24 protein-coding genes are annotated in these 21,887 nt (G+C 71.9%); 14 read left to right on the plus strand and 10 right to left on the minus strand.

All coding sequences use genetic code 11. The features are described from left to right. Positions 1–71: 71 nt before the first annotated feature. On the minus strand, positions 72–863 hold the full coding sequence (locus ACIGCK_RS10585; RefSeq protein WP_396665964.1) for an SDR family NAD(P)-dependent oxidoreductase: 792 nt from the start codon (positions 861–863) through the stop codon (positions 72–74). Positions 864–914: 51 nt separating this feature from the next. On the opposite strand from ACIGCK_RS10585, the gene ACIGCK_RS10590 reads away from it, so the two are divergent. Continuing rightward, the gene (locus tag ACIGCK_RS10590; RefSeq protein ID WP_396665965.1) at positions 915–1,562 is read left to right on the plus strand and encodes an SDR family oxidoreductase; all 648 of its coding nucleotides are present in this window, start codon (positions 915–917) and stop codon (positions 1,560–1,562) included. 25 nt (positions 1,563–1,587) lie between these two features. On the opposite strand, the gene ACIGCK_RS10595 is transcribed toward ACIGCK_RS10590, so the two are convergent. Continuing rightward, positions 1,588–2,649: an aromatic acid exporter family protein gene (locus ACIGCK_RS10595; RefSeq protein WP_396665967.1), complete on the minus strand. Its 1,062-nt coding sequence runs from the start codon at positions 2,647–2,649 to the stop codon at positions 1,588–1,590. A 63-nt stretch (positions 2,650–2,712) separates the two neighbouring features. Continuing rightward, positions 2,713–3,528: a nuclease-related domain-containing protein gene (locus tag ACIGCK_RS10600; RefSeq protein ID WP_396665969.1), complete on the minus strand. Its 816-nt coding sequence runs from the start codon at positions 3,526–3,528 to the stop codon at positions 2,713–2,715. A gap of 180 nt (positions 3,529–3,708) precedes the next feature. On the opposite strand from ACIGCK_RS10600, the gene ACIGCK_RS10605 reads away from it, so the two are divergent. After that, positions 3,709–4,287, plus strand: coding sequence for a PadR family transcriptional regulator (locus tag ACIGCK_RS10605; RefSeq protein ID WP_396665971.1), 579 nt, complete (start codon positions 3,709–3,711; stop codon positions 4,285–4,287). Positions 4,288–4,325: 38 nt separating this feature from the next. Then, positions 4,326–6,023: an ABC1 kinase family protein gene (locus tag ACIGCK_RS10610; protein ID WP_396666168.1), complete on the plus strand. Its 1,698-nt coding sequence runs from the start codon at positions 4,326–4,328 to the stop codon at positions 6,021–6,023. Positions 6,024–6,125: 102 nt separating this feature from the next. On the opposite strand, the gene ACIGCK_RS10615 is transcribed toward ACIGCK_RS10610, so the two are convergent. Beyond that, on the minus strand, positions 6,126–7,100 hold the full coding sequence (locus ACIGCK_RS10615; RefSeq protein ID WP_396665973.1) for a lytic transglycosylase domain-containing protein: 975 nt from the start codon (positions 7,098–7,100) through the stop codon (positions 6,126–6,128). A 196-nt stretch (positions 7,101–7,296) separates the two neighbouring features. Next, entirely contained in the window at positions 7,297–7,659 is a 363-nt protein-coding gene (locus ACIGCK_RS10620; RefSeq protein ID WP_330171586.1) for a DUF2200 domain-containing protein, read from the minus strand. 104 nt (positions 7,660–7,763) lie between these two features. Here ACIGCK_RS10620 and ACIGCK_RS10625 point away from each other — a divergent pair, with 104 nt between their 5' ends. The 3 genes from ACIGCK_RS10625 to msrA all read left to right on the plus strand — a co-directional run bounded on the left by ACIGCK_RS10625 (position 7,764) and on the right by msrA (position 9,433). After that, positions 7,764–8,462 carry an NUDIX hydrolase gene (locus ACIGCK_RS10625; RefSeq protein ID WP_396665975.1) on the plus strand — a complete coding sequence of 233 codons (699 nt, stop codon included), beginning with the start codon at positions 7,764–7,766 and terminating at the stop codon, positions 8,460–8,462. Between the two features lie 133 nt (positions 8,463–8,595). Beyond that, positions 8,596–8,748, plus strand: coding sequence for a hypothetical protein (locus ACIGCK_RS10630; protein WP_396665977.1), 153 nt, complete (start codon positions 8,596–8,598; stop codon positions 8,746–8,748). A 139-nt stretch (positions 8,749–8,887) separates the two neighbouring features. Further along, positions 8,888–9,433 (plus strand): peptide-methionine (S)-S-oxide reductase MsrA, encoded by a 546-nt coding sequence (gene msrA, locus ACIGCK_RS10635; protein ID WP_396665979.1) that lies wholly within the window; start codon positions 8,888–8,890, stop codon positions 9,431–9,433. Here the strand turns inward: msrA and ACIGCK_RS10640 are convergent. Together ACIGCK_RS10640 and ACIGCK_RS10645 are read right to left on the minus strand one after the other, a co-directional pair. After that, a complete protein-coding gene (locus ACIGCK_RS10640) occupies positions 9,430–10,518 on the minus strand; it encodes a DUF4349 domain-containing protein (protein ID WP_396665981.1) in 1,089 nt (362 codons plus the stop codon). The two genes, msrA and ACIGCK_RS10640, sit on opposite strands and share 4 nt — an antisense overlap. Beyond that, entirely contained in the window at positions 10,518–11,048 is a 531-nt protein-coding gene (locus ACIGCK_RS10645) for an RNA polymerase sigma factor (protein WP_396665983.1), read from the minus strand. Before ACIGCK_RS10645 ends, ACIGCK_RS10640 begins: the two co-directional genes overlap by 1 nt. Before the next feature lie 225 nt (positions 11,049–11,273). On the opposite strand from ACIGCK_RS10645, the gene ACIGCK_RS10650 reads away from it, so the two are divergent. Further along, the gene (locus ACIGCK_RS10650; protein ID WP_396665985.1) at positions 11,274–12,362 is read left to right on the plus strand and encodes a TerC family protein; all 1,089 of its coding nucleotides are present in this window, start codon (positions 11,274–11,276) and stop codon (positions 12,360–12,362) included. A gap of 91 nt (positions 12,363–12,453) precedes the next feature. Here the strand turns inward: ACIGCK_RS10650 and ACIGCK_RS10655 are convergent, their stop codons facing one another. Next, positions 12,454–13,119: a hypothetical protein gene (locus ACIGCK_RS10655; RefSeq protein WP_396665986.1), complete on the minus strand. Its 666-nt coding sequence runs from the start codon at positions 13,117–13,119 to the stop codon at positions 12,454–12,456. Between the two features lie 310 nt (positions 13,120–13,429). Here ACIGCK_RS10655 and leuC point away from each other — a divergent pair, with 310 nt between their 5' ends. From leuC to ACIGCK_RS10685, 6 genes are read left to right on the plus strand one after another with little or no spacing between them, the layout of a single operon-like run. Further along, positions 13,430–14,917, plus strand: coding sequence for a 3-isopropylmalate dehydratase large subunit (gene leuC / locus ACIGCK_RS10660; RefSeq protein ID WP_330171593.1), 1,488 nt, complete (start codon positions 13,430–13,432; stop codon positions 14,915–14,917). Between the two features lie 2 nt (positions 14,918–14,919). Then, on the plus strand, positions 14,920–15,531 hold the full coding sequence (gene leuD, locus ACIGCK_RS10665) for a 3-isopropylmalate dehydratase small subunit (protein WP_396665988.1): 612 nt from the start codon (positions 14,920–14,922) through the stop codon (positions 15,529–15,531). Positions 15,532–15,541: 10 nt separating this feature from the next. Beyond that, positions 15,542–16,909, plus strand: coding sequence for a UDP-N-acetylglucosamine 1-carboxyvinyltransferase (gene murA, locus ACIGCK_RS10670; RefSeq protein WP_396665989.1), 1,368 nt, complete (start codon positions 15,542–15,544; stop codon positions 16,907–16,909). Continuing rightward, positions 16,906–17,670, plus strand: a complete 765-nt coding sequence (locus tag ACIGCK_RS10675) for a lysophospholipid acyltransferase family protein (protein WP_396665991.1) — start codon at positions 16,906–16,908, stop codon at positions 17,668–17,670. The genes murA and ACIGCK_RS10675 overlap by 4 nt, the downstream gene beginning before the upstream one ends. A gap of 25 nt (positions 17,671–17,695) precedes the next feature. After that, on the plus strand, positions 17,696–18,793 hold the full coding sequence (locus ACIGCK_RS10680; RefSeq protein ID WP_396665993.1) for an NAD(P)H-dependent glycerol-3-phosphate dehydrogenase: 1,098 nt from the start codon (positions 17,696–17,698) through the stop codon (positions 18,791–18,793). After that, positions 18,693–19,781, plus strand: coding sequence for a D-alanine--D-alanine ligase family protein (locus ACIGCK_RS10685; RefSeq protein ID WP_396665994.1), 1,089 nt, complete (start codon positions 18,693–18,695; stop codon positions 19,779–19,781). The genes ACIGCK_RS10680 and ACIGCK_RS10685 overlap by 101 nt, the downstream gene beginning before the upstream one ends. 4 nt (positions 19,782–19,785) lie before the next feature. Here the strand turns inward: ACIGCK_RS10685 and ACIGCK_RS10690 are convergent, their stop codons facing one another. Next, entirely contained in the window at positions 19,786–20,262 is a 477-nt protein-coding gene (locus ACIGCK_RS10690; protein ID WP_396665996.1) for a DUF3515 family protein, read from the minus strand. A gap of 22 nt (positions 20,263–20,284) precedes the next feature. Between ACIGCK_RS10690 and thiL the strand changes: the two genes are divergently transcribed. Further along, positions 20,285–21,277: a thiamine-phosphate kinase gene (thiL, locus tag ACIGCK_RS10695; RefSeq protein ID WP_396665997.1), complete on the plus strand. Its 993-nt coding sequence runs from the start codon at positions 20,285–20,287 to the stop codon at positions 21,275–21,277. 6 nt (positions 21,278–21,283) lie between these two features. Here thiL and rsmD read toward each other — a convergent pair whose 3' ends face one another. After that, a complete protein-coding gene (rsmD, locus tag ACIGCK_RS10700) occupies positions 21,284–21,844 on the minus strand; it encodes a 16S rRNA (guanine(966)-N(2))-methyltransferase RsmD (RefSeq protein WP_396665999.1) in 561 nt (186 codons plus the stop codon). Between the last annotated feature and the right edge of the window lie 43 nt (positions 21,845–21,887).

Here is a 21,887-nt window from a genome sequence, read left to right on the forward strand (position 1 = left end):
ACCGTTCGAGCCGCGGCATCCGGTGAGCGGTTCGTGACAGGCGACGGTGCCGCCGCCCGCGCCCCGCGGGGTCAGGCGAGCAACCGTCCGCTGGCCTCGAGCACGACCCGTCGCGGGATGATGCCCGAGAGCATGCTCGCCACGGCGTTGGTGGCTCCCGAGACCACGCTCGGCGGCGTGCTGCGCCGGTCGAGCGCCTTCAGCGCGGTCTCAACCACCTGCGCCGGGGTCTGCATGCCGCGCGCGACCTCCTCCGCGCCCGCGATCTCGAAGAACTCCGTCGCGGTCGACCCCGGGCTCAGGGCGAGCACGCGCAGGCCGGTGTCGCGCGTCTCGTAGGCGATCGCCTCGGTGAGGCTCAGCACGAAGGCCTTCGTCGCGCCGTAGACCGCCATGTACGGCGTGGGCTGATACGCCACGACGCTCGCGACATTGACCAGGGCGCCGCGCCCGGAGGCGACGAGGTCGGGCAGGAACTCTCGCGTGATCGCCGTGAGGGCAACGACGTTGAGCTGGATCATGGCGGCGAGGCGGTCGGGATCCTCCGCGAGGATGGCGCCGCGTGCCCCGAAGCCGGCATTGCCGATGAGCGTGTCGACGCGGATGCCGCGGTCGTCGAGCTCGCGCCGCAGCGTCGCGGCGATGCCCGCCACGCCCAGGTCCAGGGGGAGCACCGTGGCCGTGATGTTGTGGCGCTCCTCGAGCTCCGCGGCGAGTGCGCGCAGACGGTCCTCGCGTCGCGCAACGAGAACGACATCCGCGCCGCGTTCGGCGAAGCGGGCCGCGAACTCCGCGCCGATCCCCGAGCTCGCCCCCGTGATCATCGCCGTCGTCCCGCGGTAGGTCATCTCGCTCGTGGTCACCTGATCAGGCTAGGCGGCCCGCGGCGGGGCGGGGGCGAGTAGCGTGGACGGATGGCTCGCATCCTCGTCTTCGGCGGTCACGGCAAGGTGGCCCTCCTGCTCACTCCGATCCTGGCTGCCCGCGGTGACGAGGTCACGTCCGTGATCCGCAACGCCGATCACGCGGGCGACGTAGAGGCGGCGGGTGCGACGCCCGTCGTGGCCGACATCGAACAGCTCGACACGAGCGCCCTCGCGGGGCTGATCGCCGGGCATGACGCGGTCGTATGGACGGCGGGCGCGGGCGGCGGCGATCCCGCCCGCACCTATGCGGTCGATCGCGACGCGGCGATCCGCTCGATGGAGGCGGCCGAGGCCGCCGGTGTGCGGCGGTACGTCATGGTTTCCTACTTCGGCGCGGGTCCCGACCACGGCGTCCCCGAGCACAGCTCCTTCTTCCCGTACGCGCAGGCCAAGGCGGCCGCCGATGCGCGCCTGCGCGCCTCCGGGCTCGACGCCACGATCGTCGCGCCGAGCGCCCTGACGTTCGACGAGCCGATCGGCGCCATCGATGTGGCCGCTGTCGAGTCCGCGTCCGTTCCGCGGGCGGATGTCGCGGCCGTCATCGCGGCGGTGCTGGCCGATGACGCCACGCTCGGCCGCACCATCCGGTTCAACTCGGGGCCCACGCCCATCGCCGCGGCGGTGCGCGCGGGCTGAGCCGCCCCCACCGTCCGCGCGGCGGTCAGGCCGTGTCGCCGAGCGCTTCGTGGATCCGCCGGAGATCCTCGAGCAGTGAGCCGATGAGGATCCAGTGGTCCGCGGAGGGCGTCTGCACCAGCAGCGGCGAGGTCAGGGCGGGCATGGTCGTCGTGGGCGGCGCGGAAGCCCCGGCATCCCCCCGCGGCGGGGCCTGCGTGCGAGGCGCGGCGGCCCTGCGCATCCGAAGACGCACGTCGTGCGCCGCGCGGTGCAGCTGCTCGCCGATCGCGGGGAGCACCGGCTCGTCGGCGATCGCCGGGTCGTAGTGGTCGTACACGGCGCGGGTCATTCCGATCACCTGCGTGACGACGGGGCGGAAGCGATCGAGCAGGGCGCGCAGATCGCGGAGCTCGTCGCGGTGCCGGCGCCCTCTCGGGTTGAGCGCGAGCGAGTCCTGCGCGTCGTCGATCGCCTGATCGGCGGTGGCCAGCATGGGGCGCATGAGCCGGGCTTTCAGCAGAAGCTCTTCGAGCTGAGTGCGACTGCGCGGTTCGGCCAGCGCGTCGCCGAGCCGGTCGAGTGATGCGGCGAGCTCGTCCGCCAGGGCGTCGATCTTCTCGTGGGCCGGCGCCACGGCGACGGGGGGCACGAGCACCACGTTGACGATCACGCCGATGACGGCGCCGATGACGGTCTCGAGGACGCGATCCACCGCGTACCCCGGGGTCGTCGCGCCGAGGGCCAGCACGAGGACGGCGCTGATCGCCACCTGGTTGGCCGTGCCCGCCGTCATCTTCAGCGCCCAGGCGACGAGGAGGGCCGCGACGATGGCGATCACGACGACCCACGCCGACTCGCCGAGCAGGACGCCCAGGAGCGAGGCGACGGCGACCCCCGCGATGACGCCGACCGACCGCTCGATCGCCTTCGCGAACGACTGGTTGAGGCTCGGCTGCACGACCAGGAGTGCCGCGATGGCGGCGAAGACGGGGGGTGGGCCCTGGATGAGCCAGCCCGCGAACACCCACGCGATGGCTGTCGCGACCGCCGACTTCGTCACCTGGAGAAGCGGAGCGCGCTGCGCCGCCCGAAAAGCCGAGGTCATCCGCATACGCCCACGCTACGGCCCCGCCGCAGTGCCCCGCATCGCCGCCGTGACGAGACGGCCTCAGGGAAGCATCGCCGCGACGACGGGGGCGCCGATGCCGGCTGCGACCGCGACGGGAACGGCGAGGGCGGCGGCGGCCACCCACGCGGCGCGCGTCCCCGCCGCCCGGCGCACCTGCCGGCTCAGCCGGACGAAGGCGGGCACGTCGACCGGATCCGGGTGGTCGTCGGGACGCGTCATCCAGGTTGCCGGACGCGCCGCGATCGAGCTGATCCGCGCCACGTCGCCGGCGCCCCAGACCTCGGGCGCGGATCGCAGCCACCGGGCGAGGTCCCGATCGCGCAGCACCACGACGCTCTCCTGGGGGCCGTGGTCCGGGAGCGATCGCGCGCCGACGGTCACGACCAGCCCCCGGACGGCGATCGGCAGATGGGCGGCCGCAGACAGCAGCCGCGTCGCTTGGGCGGCCTCGGCGACGGCGTGGCGACCCACGCCGGCCGTGTACAGCGGGTCCCGATCGCGCGCCGTCCGGTGCCCGCCCTCGCGCATCAGGGTCGTGACGGTGAAGACCCCCGCGGGCCCGATGAGCAGGTGGTCGATGTCGGCGCCCGGGCAGCCCACCGGTACGGCGTGCAGCACGCTCCACCCGGGCCCGACGCCGTCGAGGAGGCGACCGACGGCGATCTCTCCGAGCGCGCCCACGTACCAGGGGCGCGCGAGGGAGCTGAGGGGGCTGCGTCCGAATATCGCCGCGAGGCGCGAGCGAGGAGGCGATGCCGCCTGGCGCCGGAGGCACTCGCGGATGACGGATGCGCCCGGCGGTCTCATCCGCAGGTCGGTCGGTGTCTCGGATCCGGGTACGGCTCTGCTCGTCATGGACCCCCCCTCCGCGCCGCATGGTAGCCGCGGCAGACGACAGCCGTGTTTCGATCGCCTGGGATCGGATGCGGAGGGGGGTGGCTGGGAAGGCGCCGGGATTCTCGCATCGAGCGATCCTCAACGACATATCGGAGAGTATCGTTGCCGGCGCGGACAGACCACCGCGAGGAGGACACCATGAACGGTTCATTCACGGGAGACGGATTCGGCTTCGGCGCCGGGCTCGGCAAGGCCGGATCGGGTATCTGGGAGACGATGGAGCAGCTCCGCGACGAGTTCGAGCGGCGCATGTCGCCGCGTCAGGGCGGCCGTATGGGACGAGGCGACGTCCGCGCCGCCGTCCTGTCGCTGCTGGCCGAGAAGCCGATGCACGGATACCAGATCATCAGCGAGATCGAGCAGCGCAGCGGCGGCTCGTGGAAGCCGAGCCCGGGGTCGGTGTACCCCACGCTCCAGCTGCTTGCCGACGAGGGCCTCATCACGGCCGAAGAGGCCAACGGCCGCAAGACATACGCCCTCACCGACGCCGGTCGCGAGGAGACGGATGCCGCCGGGGACCGCCCCGCACCGTGGCAGACCTCCGCGTCGCGCTCCGAGGCGGGCCCCCGTGCGGGCGCGCTCCCCAAGGCAGGCGTGGAGCTGGCGCAGGCGGCCGCACAGGTGGCCCGCTCGGGATCGCCCGATCAGGTGCAGCGCGCGGTGGACGTCCTCGAGGAGGCGCGTCGTAAGCTCTACTCGATCCTCGCCCAGGACTGACGCGAGTGCCTCCGGCACGTCGGCGTCACGGAGACATGATGACCGACGTCGGCGACACGCGTGCCCGCTACCGTCGTATCCTGCGGTTCGCCGCTCGCTACCTCGTGCAGACATGGTGGTTCGAGATCGCGTTGCCGCGGCTCGGGATGGCGCGGATCGCGGAACGCACCCGCAGTTCTCGGATGCGGCGGTTCGCGCGTAGGTTCCACGTGCTCGCGGTCGACCTCGGCGGGCTCATGATCAAGGTCGGGCAGTTCATGTCCTCGCGCCTGGACGTGCTGCCGCCCGAGATCACGAAGGAGCTCGAAGGACTGCAGGACGAGGTGCCGCCGGTTCCGTTCGCGCGGATCCGGGCCGCGGCGGAGGCGGAGCTCGGCGTGCCGCTCGAGGCGGCGTACGCGTGGATCGACGAGACGCCCGTGGCCGCGGCATCCCTGGGCCAGGCCCATCGCGCAGGGCTGGCGGCCGCCGACGCGGAACAGACCGGCATGTCCGCGGTCGTCGTGAAGGTGCAGCGGCCCGGCATCCAGGAGATCGTCGACGTCGACCTGGCGGCGCTTCGCCGCGTAGGCGGCTGGCTCAGCCGCATCCGGCTCGTGTACACGCGGGTCAATGCCCCCGCCCTCGTGGAGGAGTTCGCGGCGACGAGCCTGGAGGAGATCGACTACCTGCATGAGGCGGAGAACGCCGAGCGGTTCGCGCGGGATTTCGCCGACGACGACCGGGTGGCGGTGCCCGAAGTGGTCTGGGAGCGTTCGACGCGTCGCGTGCTCACCCTGCAGGACGTCACGGCGATCAAGATCACCGACCACGAGGCCCTGCGGGCCGTGGGCGTCGAGCCAGACGCCGTGGCGCGCCGGTTCGCCGCCGTCATGTTCGATCAGCTGTTCGACCACGGCTTCTTCCACGCCGACCCCCACCCCGGGAACGTCTTCGTCACCCTGGGAGAGGGCCCGCAGGAGGGCGAGGGGCCACGTTGGCGGTTCACGTTCGTCGACTTCGGGATGATGGGCGAGGTGCCCTCCGGCATCCGTCGCGGCCTGCGTCAGCTGCTCATCGCGGTCGCCTCCCGCGACGGGAGAGGACTCGTCGCGGCGATCCGCGAGGTGGGGGTGCTTCTGCCCTCGGCCGACACGGCGGAGCTGGAGCGGGCCATGACGCAGCTGTTCGCGCGGTTCGGGGGCATGGGATTCGCCGAGCTCGCGCAGGTCGACCCGCGCGAGTTCCGCGCGTTCGCGATCGAGTTCGGCGACGTCGTGCGGTCGCTGCCCTTCCAGCTCCCCGAGAACTTCCTCCTGATCGTGCGCGCGTCGTCGCTGACCTCGGGCGTGTGCAGTGCGCTGAACCCGGCGTTCAACCTGTGGGACTCCGTCGAGCCGTACGCCGCCAGGCTCCTGCAGGACGAGCGCGGCAACATCGCGCAGGCCATCGGCAAGGACGTGCTGCAGGCCGCGAGCATCGCGGCACGCCTCCCCGTACGGCTCGACGAGCTCGTCACTCGCCTCGACGACGGGCAGGTCTCGATCGACACGCCGCGCCTCGATCGCCGCATCGCGCGATTGGAGCGTCTTGGACGACGGATCTTGTCCGCCGTGCTCTTCGTCGGGCTCGTCGTGGCGGGTGCGGTCCTGCTGCCGGACCAGGCCGTCCTCGGCACGGTTCTGGTGAGCGCGTCCGGCCTGCCGCTGCTGCACGCCCTCTTCGCGGGCGCCGGCGGCCGCTCGGGAACTCCCTAGCGCTCCCGGCCACGACGAACGGCCACGACGAACGGCCACGACGTGACCGGGCGGACCCTGACGGGGGCCTCGGCGCGACGTGGCCGTTCGAGGTGACGAGGGTCAATACCAGCCGACCGACTGCGAGTGCGACCAGGCGCCGCAGGGGCTGCCGTAGCGGCCCTGGATGTAGCCGAGACCCCAGCGGATCTGGGTCGCCGGGTTGGTCTGCCAGTCGGCACCGGCCGACGCCATCTTGCTGCCGGGCAGAGCCTGCGGGATGCCGGTGGCGCCGCTCGAGGCGTTGTAGGCGTTGTAGCGCCAGCCGGACTCCTTGTGCCAGAGGGAGACGAGGCACGAGAACTGGTCGTCGCCCCATCCGTAGCCGCCGAGCATCGAGCGGGCGGTCGCCTGCGCGTCCGCGGGGCTCGTGCCGCCGACGGCGCCGCCCGCGGCGATGGGGGCACCGGCAGCGGAGGAGCGCGGGGCGGGTGCCGCGGCGGCGGCCCTCGCTGCGGCCTCGGCCTCGAGACGCGCCTTTTCGGCGGCCTCCTCCTCGGCCTTCTTCGCCTGGGCTGCCTCGAGGCTGCCTCGCAGGCTGGCGACCTGGCCGTCGACGACCGTGCGGTGCTCGGTCACGTCGTCGGTCAGGTCGGGAACGAGAGGCGCCGGCAGGTCGGTCGCGCCCTCGAGTCGATCGATCGCGTCTTCCAGCGCGGCGGTGTCGACGGTCGTCTCGGGCACGCCGATGTCGAGTCCCGAGGCCGAGATGTCCGATGCGACGGCGGTGGCCGCGGCCAGCGACGCGTCGGCCGCCGCCAGTTCGGCCTGCATCGCGGCGGAGATCTCGTCCGTGCCCGTCGGCGAGACGACAGGGGTCGGCTCGATGGCGGTCGTGAAGGAGGCGAGCGCGATGCCGGGGGAAGTGCCGGAGGCACCCGCCTGGGCCGCGGGGGCCGTCGACAGGCCGACCGCCGCGATGAGGCCCAGCGCGAGTGCGCTCGTGGCGATCGCGGGCCGGCGGCGGGCCCGTCGTGCGCTGCGATCAGCGAGGCGACGGGTGCGGCGGTCGGGTGACGAAGACGTGAGGGAGCGCATGAAGTACCGGTTCCGTATCGATGAGCTGCGCCGTTCGGGCGGCGCCGGGCGTCCGTGGAGCGGACACAAAGCACCGACCCTGGCACAGGCCACCTGAAGGTCTCCTGGGTGCAGAGCATGTCCGGGCGCCGGAAAAGGCCCGATCGCGGGCCATGGCGCGCGTGACGCAGGGCCGGTGGAGTGTCGCGCTCCGGCCTCAGACCGCCGCGCCGCCCCGCAGGATCGATGCCATCTTCTTCCCTCGGGCGACCTCGTCGACGAGCTTGTCCATGTACCGGATCTGCTGCATCAGAGGATCCTCGATGTCCTCCACGCGCAGGCCGCAGATGACTCCGGTGATGAGCGTGCTGTCGGGATTGATCCGGGGGGCGCGCGCGAAGAACGTCGCGAGGTCGACGCCCTCCTCGATGCTGCGCCGCAGGCCCGCTTCGTCGTAGCCGGTGAGCCAGGTGATGACGCGATCCACGTCTTCCGGGGCCCTCCCTTTGCGCTCGACCTTCGCGAGATACAGCGGGTAGACCCGGGCGAAGGGCATTGCGAAGATCCGGTGTTCGGCCATGGCCACTGCTCCCTCGTGTCGCGTGTCTGATCCTCCATTGTGGGATGCCGAGGCGCCCGGTGCCACCGAGGGCGCACGGGGGAGGCGGGGCGTACGCTGGGCGGGTGCCCGCTTCCTCCTCGTCTCGGAGCGCCCGGGCGCAGCTGGCGGCGTTCGCGGCGCGGGGCGCCGGAGGGGCCCTGGCCCAGCGGTTCGGTCCTCTGCCCGGGGCCGGCGTGCGACCCGCGGCCGTGCTGATGCTCTTCGGGGTGCTCGACCGCCTGCCGAGCGATCACGAGGCCCAGGCCCGGGCCGTGTCCCGCGACCTCGACGTGCTGCTGCTGGCCCGCGCCGCGACACTGCGCTCGCACCCCGGTCAGATCGCCTTCCCCGGGGGAAGGGTGGATCCGGGAGACGAGGGCGCGGTGGCCGCCGCCGTGCGCGAGGCCGAGGAGGAGACCGGCGTCGACGCCGCGGGGGTGGAGGTGCTCGGCGAGCTGGAGCGCGTCTCGCTGGCATTCTCCGGTCATGTCGTGACGCCCGTGCTCGCCTGGTGGCGGCATCCCTCTCCCGTCGGGGTCGTCGACGAGGCGGAGTCGGCGGACGTGTTCCGGATGCCCGTCGCCGACCTGCTCGATCCCGCCAATCGCGGGGTGACCGTGATCCGGCGCGGCGGTCGGGAGTTCCGCGGCCCGGGATTCCTCGTGCCGCACGGCCGCGACGGCCGACTGGTGTGGGGATTCACCGGCATGCTGCTGGACGGGCTGTTCGACGCGCTCGGATGGACCGAGGACTGGGATCGCTCGCGCGAGCTTCCGCTCTGAAATGCCCGGCGCCCCGCACGAGCGCGCAAGCGTGCCGTGCGCAGGCGCGGATGTCAATGGGGGCGGGCGAGCGCAGCCAGGCGCGTAGCGTTCCCGGCACGACGACCCGGCCCGGCCGGAGGAGGAGGCAGCGATGACCGATCGCGACACGTCCGACATCCACAACACCGAGGGCACCCCGGGCGGGGACGCCGAAGCCGACACGACGTCGGGTGGCGCCCCCGAGGAGCCCGACACGACGCTCGACGGCGACGGCAAGCCCGTCGAGAACCCCTCGGGCGGCTGACTCCGATCACTCCTGCGGGCGCGATGCCCGCAGGGGATCGGCGCACCTCGGGTAGATCGGGAACACGGATGCCGCGCAGACCGTTGTCCCCGTCGGGCACACCGAGCCCGCACCCCGGACAGAGAGGTACGCTCACCCCATGACCGACGACGGCAGCATCACCCGCACCCCCGGAACCGAGACGGCGGTCCTCGCCGGCGGATGCTTCTGGGGCATGGAAGACCTGATCCGGCGCCAGCCCGGCGTGCTCGGCACGCGGGTCGGCTACACCGGGGGAGAGAACGCCCACGCGACCTACCGCAACCACCCCGGTCATGCCGAAGCGGTGGAGATCGTCTTCGACCCGGAGGCGACGACCTACCGCGACATCCTGGCCTTCTTCTTCCAGATCCACGACCCGACGACGCTGAACCGGCAGGGCAACGACATCGGCACGAGCTACCGCTCGGCGATCTTCCCGCTCACCCCCGAGCAGGAGCGCGTCGCGCGGGAGACCATCCTGGACGTGGATGCCTCGGGCCTGCGGCCGGGCAAGGCCGTCACGACGATCGAGGAGGCCGGTCCCTTCTGGGAGGCCGAGCCGGAGCACCAGGACTACCTGTTGCGCTACCCCAACGGCTACACGTGCCACTTCCCGCGCGCGGGCTGGGTCCTGCCGCGCAAGGACGCCACCGCCACCGCTTAGGCGTCGTCGCGCGGGCGCTGCTGCGACGCGCGGCGCCGCCGCACCAGCGCCCGCACGCCCCAGACGAGAGCGGCCGCCAGGGCGATGACCGCGAGCCAGGGCAGCAGGAACCCGAGGGCGACGACGAAGCCGTTGAGGGCGGCGATCATGCTGTTCCAGCCGGTGACGAGACCATCGCCGAACCCCGCCGGATCGGCCCTGACCTCCGTCCGCTCCACCGCGAGCTCGACCGTCAGCGACGACAGCTCCACCTGCTCCTCGAGCTGCTCGAGCTGCTGGCGGTACGACTCCAGTTCCGCCTGCCTCTCCGCGAGCGCGGTCTCGGCCGCGATCAGGTCGGCCACCGATCCGCTCTGGGCCATGAGCTCGGTCAGGCGCGCGACGGATGCCTCGGCCGCGGCCAGGCGTGCGCGCAGATCCTGGGCCTGCTCCGTGACGTCGACCCGCGACACGCTCGAGGAGGTCACCTCCCCGCGTGCGCCGGCCGCCGCCATTGCGGCCGGAAGCTCGTCGGCGGGCACGCGCACGGTGATCCACGCACCGTCGACCGGCGCGGGCATCGACGTCCCCGTCGCGGGGTCGACGACGAGATCGGTGCGGCCGACGTTGAGGCTTTCGACGTACCCCCCGCGGGCCTGCGCGTCCTCGGCGATGGCCTCGGCCGCGGCATCCACATCTCCCACGAGCACACGCATGGATCCGGAGGCGATCAGCTCGCGGTCGGGCGCGCTCTGGGAAGCCGACGCGTCCCCCGCGGAACCCTGCCCGGCGATGATCGACCCGTCGACCGACTCGGGTGCCGCGTCACCGGGGAGCGCGCCCCCGGGAGCCGGCTCGAACGCGCCGTCGGTGGCGATCACGCCCGCCTCGTCCGAAGCGGCGCCTCCGATGCCGCCGACGACAGCGGGCGAGATGACGGCGGCGACGACGAGCACGGCCGCCGCGGAGGCCGCAACCGCCCAGGCGGTGCGCCGCCGGCGGCGCCTGCTCGCGCGATCGTGCTGCGCGGCATCCATGACACGCGCCTCGATGCGGTCGATCGTCGCCTCGGTCAGCGGCGGCAGGGTCGGGGTCGGGGTGCTCATCAGGTCTCTCCCAGGGATGTGCGCACGCGCGATCGGATACGAGAGAGACGATTGCGCACCGTGCCGTGCGTGACTCCGAGCGCGCCGGCGGCGGCGTCGTAGCCGTAGCCCTCCGTCGCACACAGCAGGAAGATGTCACGGTCGAGGGGGTCGAGCTGTTCGATCTCGGCCAGGATGCGCCGGGCGTACTCGGCGTCGATCACCTGCTTCTCGACATCCACCGTGGCCGGCAGCTGTTCGGCGTGCTCGAGCGGTTCCGTTGCGCGGCGGGCGCGCAGCCTGTTGGCGCAGTGGAAGCGGCAGATGGTGACGAGCCACGGCAGCATCGACGTGCCCCGCAGCTGCAGGCCCGAGAGCTTGCGCCACGCGGTCACGAACGTCTCCTGAGCGGCATCCTCCGCCTCTCCCGCGTCGCCGAGCACGCCATAGGCGACCCAGTACACGGGGCGCACGTGCGCGCGATAGAGCGTGCGGAAGGCGAAGTCGCTGCCCGCCGCCGCCTGCGCGACCAGCGTGGCTTCGTCGTGCATCGCCGCCTCCGCCACGCGCTGGTCCCTTCATCGCCCGGGTCGCCCCGGCTCGCCGTCATCATCTCTCACCCTGTCAGTGTCGAGCCAGGGCGGATCGTCTCAGATCCGTCGCATCGTCTGCGGAGGGACGGGCGGCGTAGACTCGTCGCCGCTCGACAGGCGCTGCGTCGACAGCCCGTCCCGTCTTCGGCTTTCCCCTCTTCCTCCCGCCGCGAAAGGCCGTGCATGGACCTCGTCCTTCCCGTCTGGTTCCAGATCGGCTCGCTCGTCGCGGTGACGCTGATCCTCGTGGCAGACCTGCTGATCATCCTCAAGCGGCCGCACATCCCCTCCACGAAGGAGTCGACCCTGTGGGTCGTCTTCTACGTCACTCTCGCCCTGATCTTCGCGGGTGTCATGTGGTTCTTCGCGGGGGGAGAGGTCGCGGGGCAGTTCGTGGCGGGATGGCTGACGGAGTACAGCCTGTCGATCGACAACCTCTTCGTCTTCGTGCTGATCATGAGCCAGTTCTCGGTGCCGCGGCGGTATCAGCAGGAGGTGCTGATGGTCGGCATCATCATCGCGCTCGTCCTGCGCGGCCTGTTCATCCTGGTGGGTGCGGCGGTCATCGAGCACTTCAGCCCGATCTTCTATCTCTTCGGCGCGTTCCTGATCTACACCGCCGTCAAGCAGGCCTTCCCGGGTGGCGACCACGACTCCGACGTCAAGCAGGAGAACTTCCTCCTCCGCCTGCTTCGCCGGGGCATAGACATCCACGACGAGTACGACGGCTCGAAGCTGCGCACGGTCGTGGACGGCAGGAAGATGTTCACGCCGATGATCATCGTCTTCGCGGCGATCGGGGTCACCGACCTGCTCTTCGCGATCGACTCGATCCCCGCGATCTTCGGCATCACGCAGAGCGCCTTCATCGTCTTCACCGCCAACGTCTTCGCGCTGATGGGGCTGCGCCAGCTGTACTTCCTCCTCGGCGACCTGCTCGACCGCCTGCGCTATCTGCACTACGGCATCGCGTTCATCCTCGCCTTCATCGGCGTGAAGCTCATCCTGCACGCGCTGCATGAGAACGAGCTGCCCTTCATCAACGGGGGTGAGCACATCGAGTGGGTGCCGGTCATCTCGACGTGGGTGTCGCTCGCCGTCATCGTGCTCTCGATGGCGGTCGCGACGATCGCGAGCCTCTCGGCCTCGGCCCGCGAGCGCCGCGCCGACGGCGAGGACGAGGCGGCTGCGAGCGTCGCGGTCGAGAAGGGCACTCCCGCCACCGTCGAGCAGCCCCCGGCATCCGACGCCAAGCCCGACGCCCGCAGCTGAGGCGTCGGCCCGCGAGGCGTCGCGTCCCCGTGCCGAACGGTCGCGACACGCCGCATCGGGCCGTGTGGTCGCGGCGTGTCGCGGCCGTTCGTCAGGAGAGCCAGCCTCGTGAGCGCAGCGCTCGACGGGTGCGGGCGACCACCTCGGCGTCGCTCATCGCCCGCGTCTCGCGGGGCGACCGCGAGCCCGGGCGCACGAAGTCGAGAGCCGTCCCGAGCGCAGCCCTGCCGCGCCGACCCGCGTGCCGGTGCACGGCGTCGACGAGGTCATCGGCGGTGGCCAGCGGAGACGGGAGTCCCCGCAGGCGATCGCCCGCGATGACGAGTTCGTCGAGAGAGAGTAGTGCGCTGAGGTCGGCCCACGTGCGCGCGGGCGAGGTGACGCGCAGCATCCCGAGCGCCCTCACCTCCGGCATCCGTGTCGTCGTGTGACCGGCCACTCCCGGCCCGCGCGGCGCCCGTCCGCCGAGCGCGGTGACGTGGACGCGCGGGTCGTCCTCGAGCCGGGTGGGCAGCGGGATGCCGAGCAGTCGTGCGGCCGTGGCGTGCGAGAGCACGGCGTGCGGGGGCATGAGCGCGGCGTAGGCGCGCACGTCCGCCATCCATCCCTCGTCTCCGATGGCACGGCGCACGCCGCGGAAGGGTGCGGCGAGGTCGCGCCGGCGGAGACGGGATGCCGCGACGCCGTGATCCCGCGCGCTCCGCGTCGTGAAGGGTGCGCCCCGCAGGGCCGGAGGCAGGGGGTGAGGTTCGGGCATTGCCGGATCATCGCGCCCGCCGGGCCGGACCCCGACGAGTGGCCCGCAGTCGGGGGGAGATCGGTCAGCCACCTCCGAGGGGGAGGAGCCCCGACTCGCGTCGGTCCTCGCCGGGAGAGGAGGGTGCGCAACGGCCGGGAGAGGGGGCGGGCCCCGGCCGGGGAGGGGTGTGCCGCCGCGGTGATACCCTGGGGCCGTGCGGATCGCTCGCCTTCTCCTTAGCGGCCGCGACGAGTCCTAGTTCCCAGGCCTCACTCGTCGCGGAGTTCGTCGCGGGCTTGATCCCCTCACAGGAGAGAAACCACTGAGCATGAGCACACCGCAGACCCACGCGTCCGACATCACGATCCCCGATCGACCGCGCACCCTCGCCGAGAAGGTCTGGGACGACCACCTCGTCGTCAAGGGCGAGGACGGCCAGCCCGACCTCATCTACATCGACCTGCACCTCGTGCACGAGGTGACCAGCCCGCAGGCATTCGACGGACTGCGCACCGAGGGCCGCCCGCTGCGGCGTCTCGACCTGACGATCGCGACCGAGGACCACAACACCCCGACGCTCGAGATCGACAAGCCGATCGCCGATCTCACGAGCCGCACCCAGATCGAGACCCTGCGCCGCAACGCCGAGGAGTTCGGCGTGCGCATCCACTCGCTGGGCGACAAGGAGCAGGGCATCGTGCACGTCGTAGGCCCGCAGCTGGGCCTGACGATGCCGGGGATCACCGTCGTCTGCGGAGACTCGCACACGAGCACCCACGGCGCGTTCGGCGCGATGGCCTTCGGCATCGGCACGAGCGAGGTCGAGCACGTCATGGCGACCCAGACCCTGCCGCTCAAGCCCTTCAAGACGATGGCCATCACGGTCGAGGGCGAGCTCAAGCCCGGCGTCACGGCGAAGGACATCATCCTCGCCGTCATCGCCAAGATCGGCACGAACGGCGGCCAGGGCTACGTGCTCGAGTACCGCGGCAGCGCGATCCGCTCCCTCTCGATGGAGGGGCGGATGACGATCTGCAACATGTCGATCGAGGCGGGCGCGCGCGCCGGCATGGTCGCGCCCGACGAGACGACCTTCGCCTACGTGAAGGACAAGCCGCACGCCCCCCAGGGCAAGGATTGGGAGGATGCCGTCGCCTACTGGCGCACGCTGCCCTCCGACGAGGGCGCCGTCTACGACGCGGAGGTCTTCCTCGACGCGAACGAGCTCGAGCCCTTCGTCACGTGGGGGACCAACCCCGGCCAGGGCGTGTCCCTCTCGGACTCCGTGCCCGACCCCGCGGCGATGACCGATCCCAACGAGCGCCGCGCCGCCGAGCGCGCGCTCGAGTACATGGACCTCGAGCCGGGCACCGCGATGAAGGACGTCGCCGTCGACGCCGTCTTCATGGGCTCGTGCACCAACAGCCGGATCGAGGACCTGCGCGCGTTCGCATCGATCATCCGGGGCCGCACGAAGGCCGAAGGGGTGCGTGTCATGGTCGTCCCCGGATCGGCGCGCGTGCGCCTCGAGGCCGAGGCCGAGGGCCTGGACAAGGTCTTCGTCGACTTCGGTGCGGAATGGCGCTTCGCCGGCTGCTCGATGTGCCTCGGGATGAACCCCGACCAGCTCGCCCCCGGCGAGCGGTGCGCGTCGACGAGCAACCGCAACTTCGAGGGCCGGCAGGGCAAGGGCGGGCGCACGCACCTCGTCTCCCCGCTCGTGGCCGCGGCCACCGCCATCCGGGGCACGCTTTCGAGCCCGAGCGACCTCGAGCCGGCCGACGCTGTGGCGGCCACGACCGGGGCGGAGGCCTGAGCATGGAGAAGTTCACCACGCACACGGGTGTCGCGATGCCCCTGCGCCGGTCGGCCGTCGACACCGACCAGATCATCCCCGCCGTCTACCTCAAGCGGGTCACCAAGACGGGCTTCGAGGACGCCCTGTTCGCCAACTGGCGCCAGGATCCCGACTTCGTGCTGAACCAGCCGGCGTACGCGGGGGCGAGCATCCTCGTCGCCGGCCCCGACTTCGGCACCGGCTCGAGTCGGGAGCACGCCGTGTGGGCGCTGCGCGACTACGGGTTCCGGGTCGTGCTCAGCTCGCGCTTCGCCGACATCTTCCGCGGCAACGCGGGCAAGCAGGGCCTGCTCGCCGCCGTGGTGCCGGAGGCGGACCTGGAGCGAATCTGGTCGGCGCTGGAGGCCGAGCCGGGCGCGCGGATGACGGTGGACCTGGAGGCGCGCGAGGTGTCGGTCGCCGATGTCCGGGTCGCATTCGACATCGACGATTACACTAGGTGGCGGCTCCTGGAGGGACTCGACGACATCGGGCTCACCCTCAGGAACGAAGACAAGATCGCAGCTTACGAGGCGCGACGCGAATCCTGGAGGCCACGCACCCTACCGGTGCCGCCCCTTCCCCTAACGTGAGGCCCACCGCATGACGACACTCCTGAACGACTCCGTGGCGCTGGGCGGTCGGAAGGGAGGGTCGGGGGAGACGCTTCAGATCCGGGGCGGGCAGCCGCTCTCCGGGACGGTCGACGTCAAGGGCGCGAAGAACCTCGTCACGAAGGCCATGGTCGCCTCGCTGCTCGGCGACACCGCCAGCATCCTGCACGACGTCCCCGACATCAGCGATGTCGCGGTCGTGCGCTCGCTGCTGGAGGTTCACGGCGTGCGGGTGCAGGACGGGGATGCCGAGGGCAGCCTCGTGCTCGATCCCCGCGACGTCGAGTCCGCCCACATGGAGGAGATCGACGCGCACGCGGGGGCCTCGCGCATTCCGATCCTGTTCTGCGGCCCGCTCCTGCACCGCCTCGGCCAGGCCTTCATCCCCGACCTCGGCGGATGCCGCATCGGCGACCGGCCGATCGACTTCCACCTCGACGCCCTGCGCAAGTTCGGCGCCGTCGTCGAGAAGCTCCCGAGCGGCATCCGCCTGTCGGCGCCGGGCGGTCTGCACGGTGCGAACATCCACCTGCCGTACCCGAGCGTGGGAGCCACGGAACAGGTGCTGCTGACGGCCGTGCGCTCCAGGGGCGTCACGGAGCTGAAGAACGCCGCCATCGAGCCGGAGATCATGGACCTGATCGCCGTGCTGCAGAAGATGGGCGCGATCATCTCCTACGAGCCGAACCGCGTCATCCTCATCGAGGGCGTCGACGACCTGCGCGGGTACGAGCACCGTGCGATCTTCGACCGCAACGAGGCCGCGAGCTGGGCCAGCGCCGCGCTCGCGACCGACGGCGAGATCTTCGTCGGAGGCGCCAAGCAGCAGGAGATGCTCACGTTCCTGAACATCTTCCGCAAGAGCGGGGGCTGGTTCGACGTGCGCGAGGACGGCATCCTGTTCCGGCGCGGGGGCGACCTGCGCCCCGTCGTCGTCGAGACCGACGTGCACCCCGGCTTCATGACCGACTGGCAGCAGCCGCTCATCGTCGCGCTCACGCAGGCCACGGGCGAGTCGATCGTGCACGAGACCGTCTACGAGAACCGCTTCGGCTTCACCGATGCGCTGAACAAGATGGGCGCCAAGATCGCCGTGCACCCGCACGGCCTGCAGGACGGGGTGCGCCGCGTGCCGCGCCGCACCCTCGAGCAGGCCGCCGTCATCACGGGCCCGACGCCGCTCACCGGAGCCGACATCACCGTGCCTGACCTGCGGGGCGGGTACAGCCACGTCATCGCCGCCCTCACCGCGGAGGGCACGTCCACCGTGCGCAACGTCGGCATCATCAGCCGCGGATACGAGAAGTTCTTCGACAAGCTGACCGGCCTGGGCGCCGACTTCGACGTCGTCGGATGAGCGCGCGCCCCCGCGCCTCGCGCGAGAAGACCCGCCCCAGCATCTTCTGGGTGCTCGCCGGCATCGTCGTGCCGGTGGTCGGGCTCCTCGCTCGGATCGAGATCGTCGGCGGCGAGAAGCTCCCCCGCAAGGGCGCGTACGTGCTCGCGCCCAATCACTACAGCGAGATCGATCCGCTCATCGTCGCGGTCGCGGTGTGGCGCCTCGGGCGCGCGCCGCGTTTCATGGCGAAGGAGAGCCTCTTCCGGGTCCCCGTGCTGGGCTGGGCGCTGCGCGCGACGGGAATGGTCCCGGTGGCCCGCGCCTCCACCGCCTCGGGGGCGGCGCAGACGATCGAGGCCTCGCGCCGACTGGTCGGCGACGGGCGGGGCGTCATCGTGTATCCCGAGGGGACGCTGACGCGCGATCCCGACCTGTGGCCGATGCGGGGAAAGACGGGGGCGGCTCGTCTCGCCCTCGCGGGCGGCCTGCCCGTCATCCCCGTCGCGCACTGGGGCACGCAGCAGATCATGGGCCGCTACAGCAAGAAGATCGACCTGTGGCCGCCGCGCAAGCACGTGCGCCTGGTGATCGGAGATCCCGTCGATCTGTCCGACCTCCGGGCGACGGGATCGCAGCCCGCGACCCTCACCGGGGCGACGACCCGGATCATGGACGCGATCACCGCGCTGCTGGCCTCCCTCCGGCAGGAGACGCCCCCCGCCGAGCGGTGGAATCCCGCGGAGCACGCGCAGAAGGAGACGGGCCGCTTTGAGTCGTAGGGGCAACGAGGCTCCGCGCGTCGCGGTGATCGGCGCCGGCAGCTGGGGCACGACGTTCGGCAAGATCCTCGCGGACGGGGGTGCGCACGTGACGATGTGGGCGCGTCGCCCCGAGCTCGCGCACGAGATCGCCGAGGCCAAGCGCAACAGTCAATACCTCCCCGGCGTGAACCTGCCGCGCGCCATGACCGCCACGCCGCACCTGTCGGAGGCGCTCGAGGGTGCCGAACAGGTCTACCTGTCGATCCCGAGCCAGGCGGTGCGTCAGAACCTCACCGCGCTCCGGCCACTCCTTTCCACGAGCGACGTGCCCATCGTGAGCCTCATGAAGGGCGTCGAACAACGCACCGGCCTGCGCATGAGCCAGGTGATCGAGCAGGGCCTGGACTGCGACCCGGCCCGCATCGCGGTGGCGTCCGGACCGAACCTCGCGCTCGAGATCGCCCGTGAGCAGCCCACCGCCGCCGTCATCTCCTCGCTCAGCCTGGAGACCGCGGAGGCCGTCGCCCGCCGGGCGCGCAACCGGTACTTCCGCTCCTTCGTCAACACCGACGTCACCGGAACCGAGTTCGGCGGCGTGCTGAAGAACCTCATCGCGGTCGCCATCGGCATCGTCGACGGCGTCGGGTACGGCGAGAACACGAAGGCGTCGATCATCACGCGGGGACTCGTCGAGATGACCGACTTCGCGGTCGCCTTCGGCGCCCAGCCCGAGACCCTGCAGGGGCTCGCGGGGCTCGGAGACCTGATCGCGACGTGCCAGTCGCCGCTGTCGCGCAACAACACGGCCGGCCGGCTTCTCGGCCAGGGCTACAGCTTCCAGAACGTCGTGAAGCAGATGCAGCAGACCGCGGAGGGCCTGGCCTCGGTCGCGCCGATCCTGCAGCTGGCCCGCGGGGCCGGGGTGGAGATGCCCATCGTCGAGCAGGTCAAGCGCGTGCTGGACGGCACGATGGATCCTCGCGACATCGCCCCGCACCTGACCACCGACGATGACACCCCGCAGGGGGAGAGGACCCAGAATGGAACGACAGGTCGTGGCGGTGCTCTTCGGAGGGCGCTCGAGCGAGCACTCGATCAGCTCCGCCACGGCGGGGGGAGTGCTTCGGGCGATCGACCGTGACCGTTTCCGGGTGATCCCCATCGGCATCACCCGCGACGGAGTCTTCGTGCTCGAGGCGGACGATCCCGACCGTTTCGCCCTCGACGCGGCGCGGCTGCCCGAGGTGACCGACAACGGCACGCGGATTCTGTGGCCGGAGGGCGGGCAGGACCGGTCCCTCCGCGTCCGACGCGCCGACGGCGAGGTCGAGGAGCTCGGGTCCGTCGACGTCGTGCTCCCGATCCTGCACGGCGTGCACGGTGAGGACGGAACGGTGCAGGGCTTCCTCGACACCCTCGGCATCCCGTACGCCGGTGCCGGCGTGATCGACTCGGCGCTGTGCATGGACAAGCACTTCATGAAGGTCGCCCTCGAGGCATCCGGCGTGCCCGTCGCCCCGTGGGTCACCGTGCGCGAGCGTTCCTGGCGCGCCGACCCCGGCGCCGTGCGGAGCGATGCCGCGGGCCTCGGGATGCCGCTGTTCGTCAAGCCCGCGCGCGCCGGCTCCAGCGTGGGGGTGTCGAAGGTGCACACGATCGACGAGCTCGACGAGGCGCTGCGCGTGGCCTTCGCCGAGGACGAGAAGGTCCTCGTCGAGCAGGGGATCTCCGGGCGCGAGGTCGAGGTGGCGATCCTCGAGGGCAGCGACGGTGTCGTCCGTGCCTCTCTTCCGGGCGAGATCGTGCTGACGACGCGGGAGTTCTACGACTTCGAGGGCAAGTACCTGGGTGGCGACGGGGTGGAGGTCGTGTGTCCCGCCGACGTCGACGCGGCATCCACCGACCGCATCCGCGACATGGGCGTGCGGGCGTTCGAGGCGGTCGATGGGCGCGGGCTCGCGCGGGTGGACTTCTTCCTGACCGCCGACGGCCTCGTCGTCAACGAGCTCAACACGATGCCGGGCTTCACCCCGATCTCGATGTTCCCGAAGTGCTGGATCGCGTCGGGGATGAGCTATCCCGAGCTGATCTCCGAGCTCCTCGACACGGCCCTCGGGCGCGCGGCCTGAGGCCTCACTCGCCCGCGGGACGCTCCGTGCAGCGCCCGTCGACGGGCAGCCGCGAGACCGCCGGCGAGAGCGCGTCGAGCACGTCGAGGCTCGAGACGGCCTCGTTGTCGAGGTACACCTGCACGGCCGGCGTGCGCCCGAAGCTCGTGACGAGGTAGCGCGGGGCGTCGGAGTCGTCGATGATCCAGTCCACCGAGCCGACCGTCTGACACGGCAGCGTCGTGGGACCGGGAGGTTCCACGCCGCAGCTGACCACGACGGCGGTCGGGGAGCCCCAGGATGCCGTGGCCTGCGCATCGGTCCAGACGCGAGCCTGTCCCGCGAGCTCGTCCGGGTACCGCACCGACACCTCGGCGCAGAGGGGATCGTCCGCGTTCGCGGCAGGCTCGAGCGAGACCACGGCGCTGCAGCCGGCGAGGGCGAACGCCGCGAGCGAGAACAGCCCCGTCGCGGCGGCGAGGCGGGAGCGGGGGCGGAGCACCCGACCAGGCTACCGTGGGGGGATGAGCGTGCTGCCGGAGGACCCGCGTGTGGGCGAGCTGTCCGAAGCGATCATCCTCCGCGGCATCCTCGAGCGTCTGGGGGGCTCTCGCGCTCTCGTCGGCCCCGGGGACGATGCCGCCGTGCTCGCGATGGCGGGCCGGGTCGTCGCGACCACCGACACGCTCGTCGAGGGCCCCGACTTCCGTCTCGCGTGGTCGAGCGGGTACGACCTCGGGTGGAAATCCGCCGCCGTGAACCTCGCCGACGTCGCGGCGATGGGCGCGCGTCCCACGGCGCTCCTCGTGGCGCTCGCGCTGCCTGCCGAGACGCGGCTGTCGTTCGTGCTGGACCTCGCCGACGGGCTCCGCGACGCGTGCGACCGCCTCGCGCCGGGGTGCGAGGTGGTGGGCGGCGACCTCACGGTCTCGCCCACGCTCACCATCGCGGTGACGGCGCTCGGCGAGCTCGAGGAGAGGGAAGCGGTTCGGCGGGACGGGGCCCGTGCGGGGGACGTGCTCGCCCTGGCGGGGGAGGCGGGGCAGGCCGCCCGCGGCCTCTCGGTGCTCTTCGACCGTTTCCGTGACGCCGACGGGAGGCCTGTCCCGGTCGACCGGTCCGGGCTCGTGCCCGACGACGCCCGAGCGCTCGATGCGCAGCTGCGTCCGCTGCCGCCCGTCGCCCTCGGTCCCGTCGCCGCGGATGCGGGCGCGACCGCCATGATGGACGTCTCCGACGGTCTGGCCCGCGACGCGGCGCGCATGGCGGCGGCATCCGGCGTCTCGTTCGACATCGACGGGGCGGCGCTCGGCCCGCACCGCGCCTGGGCGGTGTCGGGGGGCGAGGATCACGGCCTGCTGGCGACCTTCCCGGACGGGCGGGAACTGCCGGAGGGATTCCGCGCAATCGGTCGCGCCGTGCCCGCGCGCGCCGACGGGCCGGCGGTCAACGTCGACGGAGCGGCCGCCGACGGCGGATGGGACCCCTATCGTGACTGGGATGGGCGCTCGGGCTGACCGCGGTCAGGATGCGACGGAGACCCACCACAGCGTGGTGTCGCCGTAGCGCCTCTCCCTGCGGTGCTGCAGGCCCTCGGGAAGTGCGGGCGCGGGGGAGCGCCGCGACCGTTCGAGGATGACCGTGGCGCGAGCGCCGAGGTGGGGCACGAGCGCCGCGAGCGCGTCGGTGAGTGCCGCATCGGTGTGGTCGTAGGGCGGGTCGAGGAACACCAGGTCCCACGTGGCCGACGTGGAGCGCAGGAACGCCTCGGCGGACATGCGGTGCACGCGCGCGTCGCCCGAGCCGACCGCAGCCGCGACCCGCCGCGCGTTGCGCTCGGCGACGGCCGCTGCGGACGACGCCTTCTCCACGAGATCGACGGATGCCGCGCCGCGGCTGAGCGCCTCGAGGCCGAGCGCGCCCGATCCGGCGTAGAGGTCGAGCACCCGCGCGTCCTCGATCGCATCCGCCGACTCGAGTCCCGCGAACAGCGACTCGCGCACCCGGTCGCTCGTGGGTCGCGTTCCCGCGGCGGGAACCGCCAGCGGCAGCGATCCGGCGCGTCCGGCGATGATGCGTGTCACACCCTCACGATAGCGAGGCGACGCCTTCCCGCAGCGTCGGAGG

The sequence above is a fragment of the Microbacterium sp. NPDC078428 genome, assembly GCF_044542535.1.
GTDB classification, from domain to species: domain Bacteria; phylum Actinomycetota; class Actinomycetes; order Actinomycetales; family Microbacteriaceae; genus Microbacterium; species Microbacterium limosum.

Bases quoted from the DNA above. Each gene is read 5' to 3' on its own strand.
- ACIGCK_RS10590 (WP_396665965.1), top strand. From the start codon at position 915: ATGGCTCGCATCCTCGTCTTCGGCGGTCACGGCAAGGTGGCCCTCCTG.
- ACIGCK_RS10595 (WP_396665967.1), bottom strand. From the start codon at position 2,649: ATGACCTCGGCTTTTCGGGCGGCGCAGCGCGCTCCGCTTCTCCAGGTG.
- ACIGCK_RS10600 (WP_396665969.1), bottom strand. From the start codon at position 3,528: ATGACGAGCAGAGCCGTACCCGGATCCGAGACACCGACCGACCTGCGG.
- ACIGCK_RS10605 (WP_396665971.1), top strand. From the start codon at position 3,709: ATGAACGGTTCATTCACGGGAGACGGATTCGGCTTCGGCGCCGGGCTC.
- ACIGCK_RS10610 (WP_396666168.1), top strand. From the start codon at position 4,326: ATGACCGACGTCGGCGACACGCGTGCCCGCTACCGTCGTATCCTGCGG.
- ACIGCK_RS10615 (WP_396665973.1), bottom strand. From the start codon at position 7,100: ATGCGCTCCCTCACGTCTTCGTCACCCGACCGCCGCACCCGTCGCCTC.
- ACIGCK_RS10620 (WP_330171586.1), bottom strand. From the start codon at position 7,659: ATGGCCGAACACCGGATCTTCGCAATGCCCTTCGCCCGGGTCTACCCG.
- ACIGCK_RS10630 (WP_396665977.1), top strand. From the start codon at position 8,596: ATGACCGATCGCGACACGTCCGACATCCACAACACCGAGGGCACCCCG.
- msrA (WP_396665979.1), top strand. From the start codon at position 8,888: ATGACCGACGACGGCAGCATCACCCGCACCCCCGGAACCGAGACGGCG.
- ACIGCK_RS10640 (WP_396665981.1), bottom strand. From the start codon at position 10,518: ATGAGCACCCCGACCCCGACCCTGCCGCCGCTGACCGAGGCGACGATC.
- ACIGCK_RS10645 (WP_396665983.1), bottom strand. From the start codon at position 11,048: ATGCACGACGAAGCCACGCTGGTCGCGCAGGCGGCGGCGGGCAGCGAC.
- ACIGCK_RS10650 (WP_396665985.1), top strand. From the start codon at position 11,274: ATGGACCTCGTCCTTCCCGTCTGGTTCCAGATCGGCTCGCTCGTCGCG.
- ACIGCK_RS10655 (WP_396665986.1), bottom strand. From the start codon at position 13,119: ATGCCCGAACCTCACCCCCTGCCTCCGGCCCTGCGGGGCGCACCCTTC.
- leuC (WP_330171593.1), top strand. From the start codon at position 13,430: ATGAGCACACCGCAGACCCACGCGTCCGACATCACGATCCCCGATCGA.
- leuD (WP_396665988.1), top strand. From the start codon at position 14,920: ATGGAGAAGTTCACCACGCACACGGGTGTCGCGATGCCCCTGCGCCGG.
- murA (WP_396665989.1), top strand. From the start codon at position 15,542: ATGACGACACTCCTGAACGACTCCGTGGCGCTGGGCGGTCGGAAGGGA.
- ACIGCK_RS10675 (WP_396665991.1), top strand. From the start codon at position 16,906: ATGAGCGCGCGCCCCCGCGCCTCGCGCGAGAAGACCCGCCCCAGCATC.
- ACIGCK_RS10685 (WP_396665994.1), top strand. From the start codon at position 18,693: ATGGAACGACAGGTCGTGGCGGTGCTCTTCGGAGGGCGCTCGAGCGAG.
- thiL (WP_396665997.1), top strand. From the start codon at position 20,285: ATGAGCGTGCTGCCGGAGGACCCGCGTGTGGGCGAGCTGTCCGAAGCG.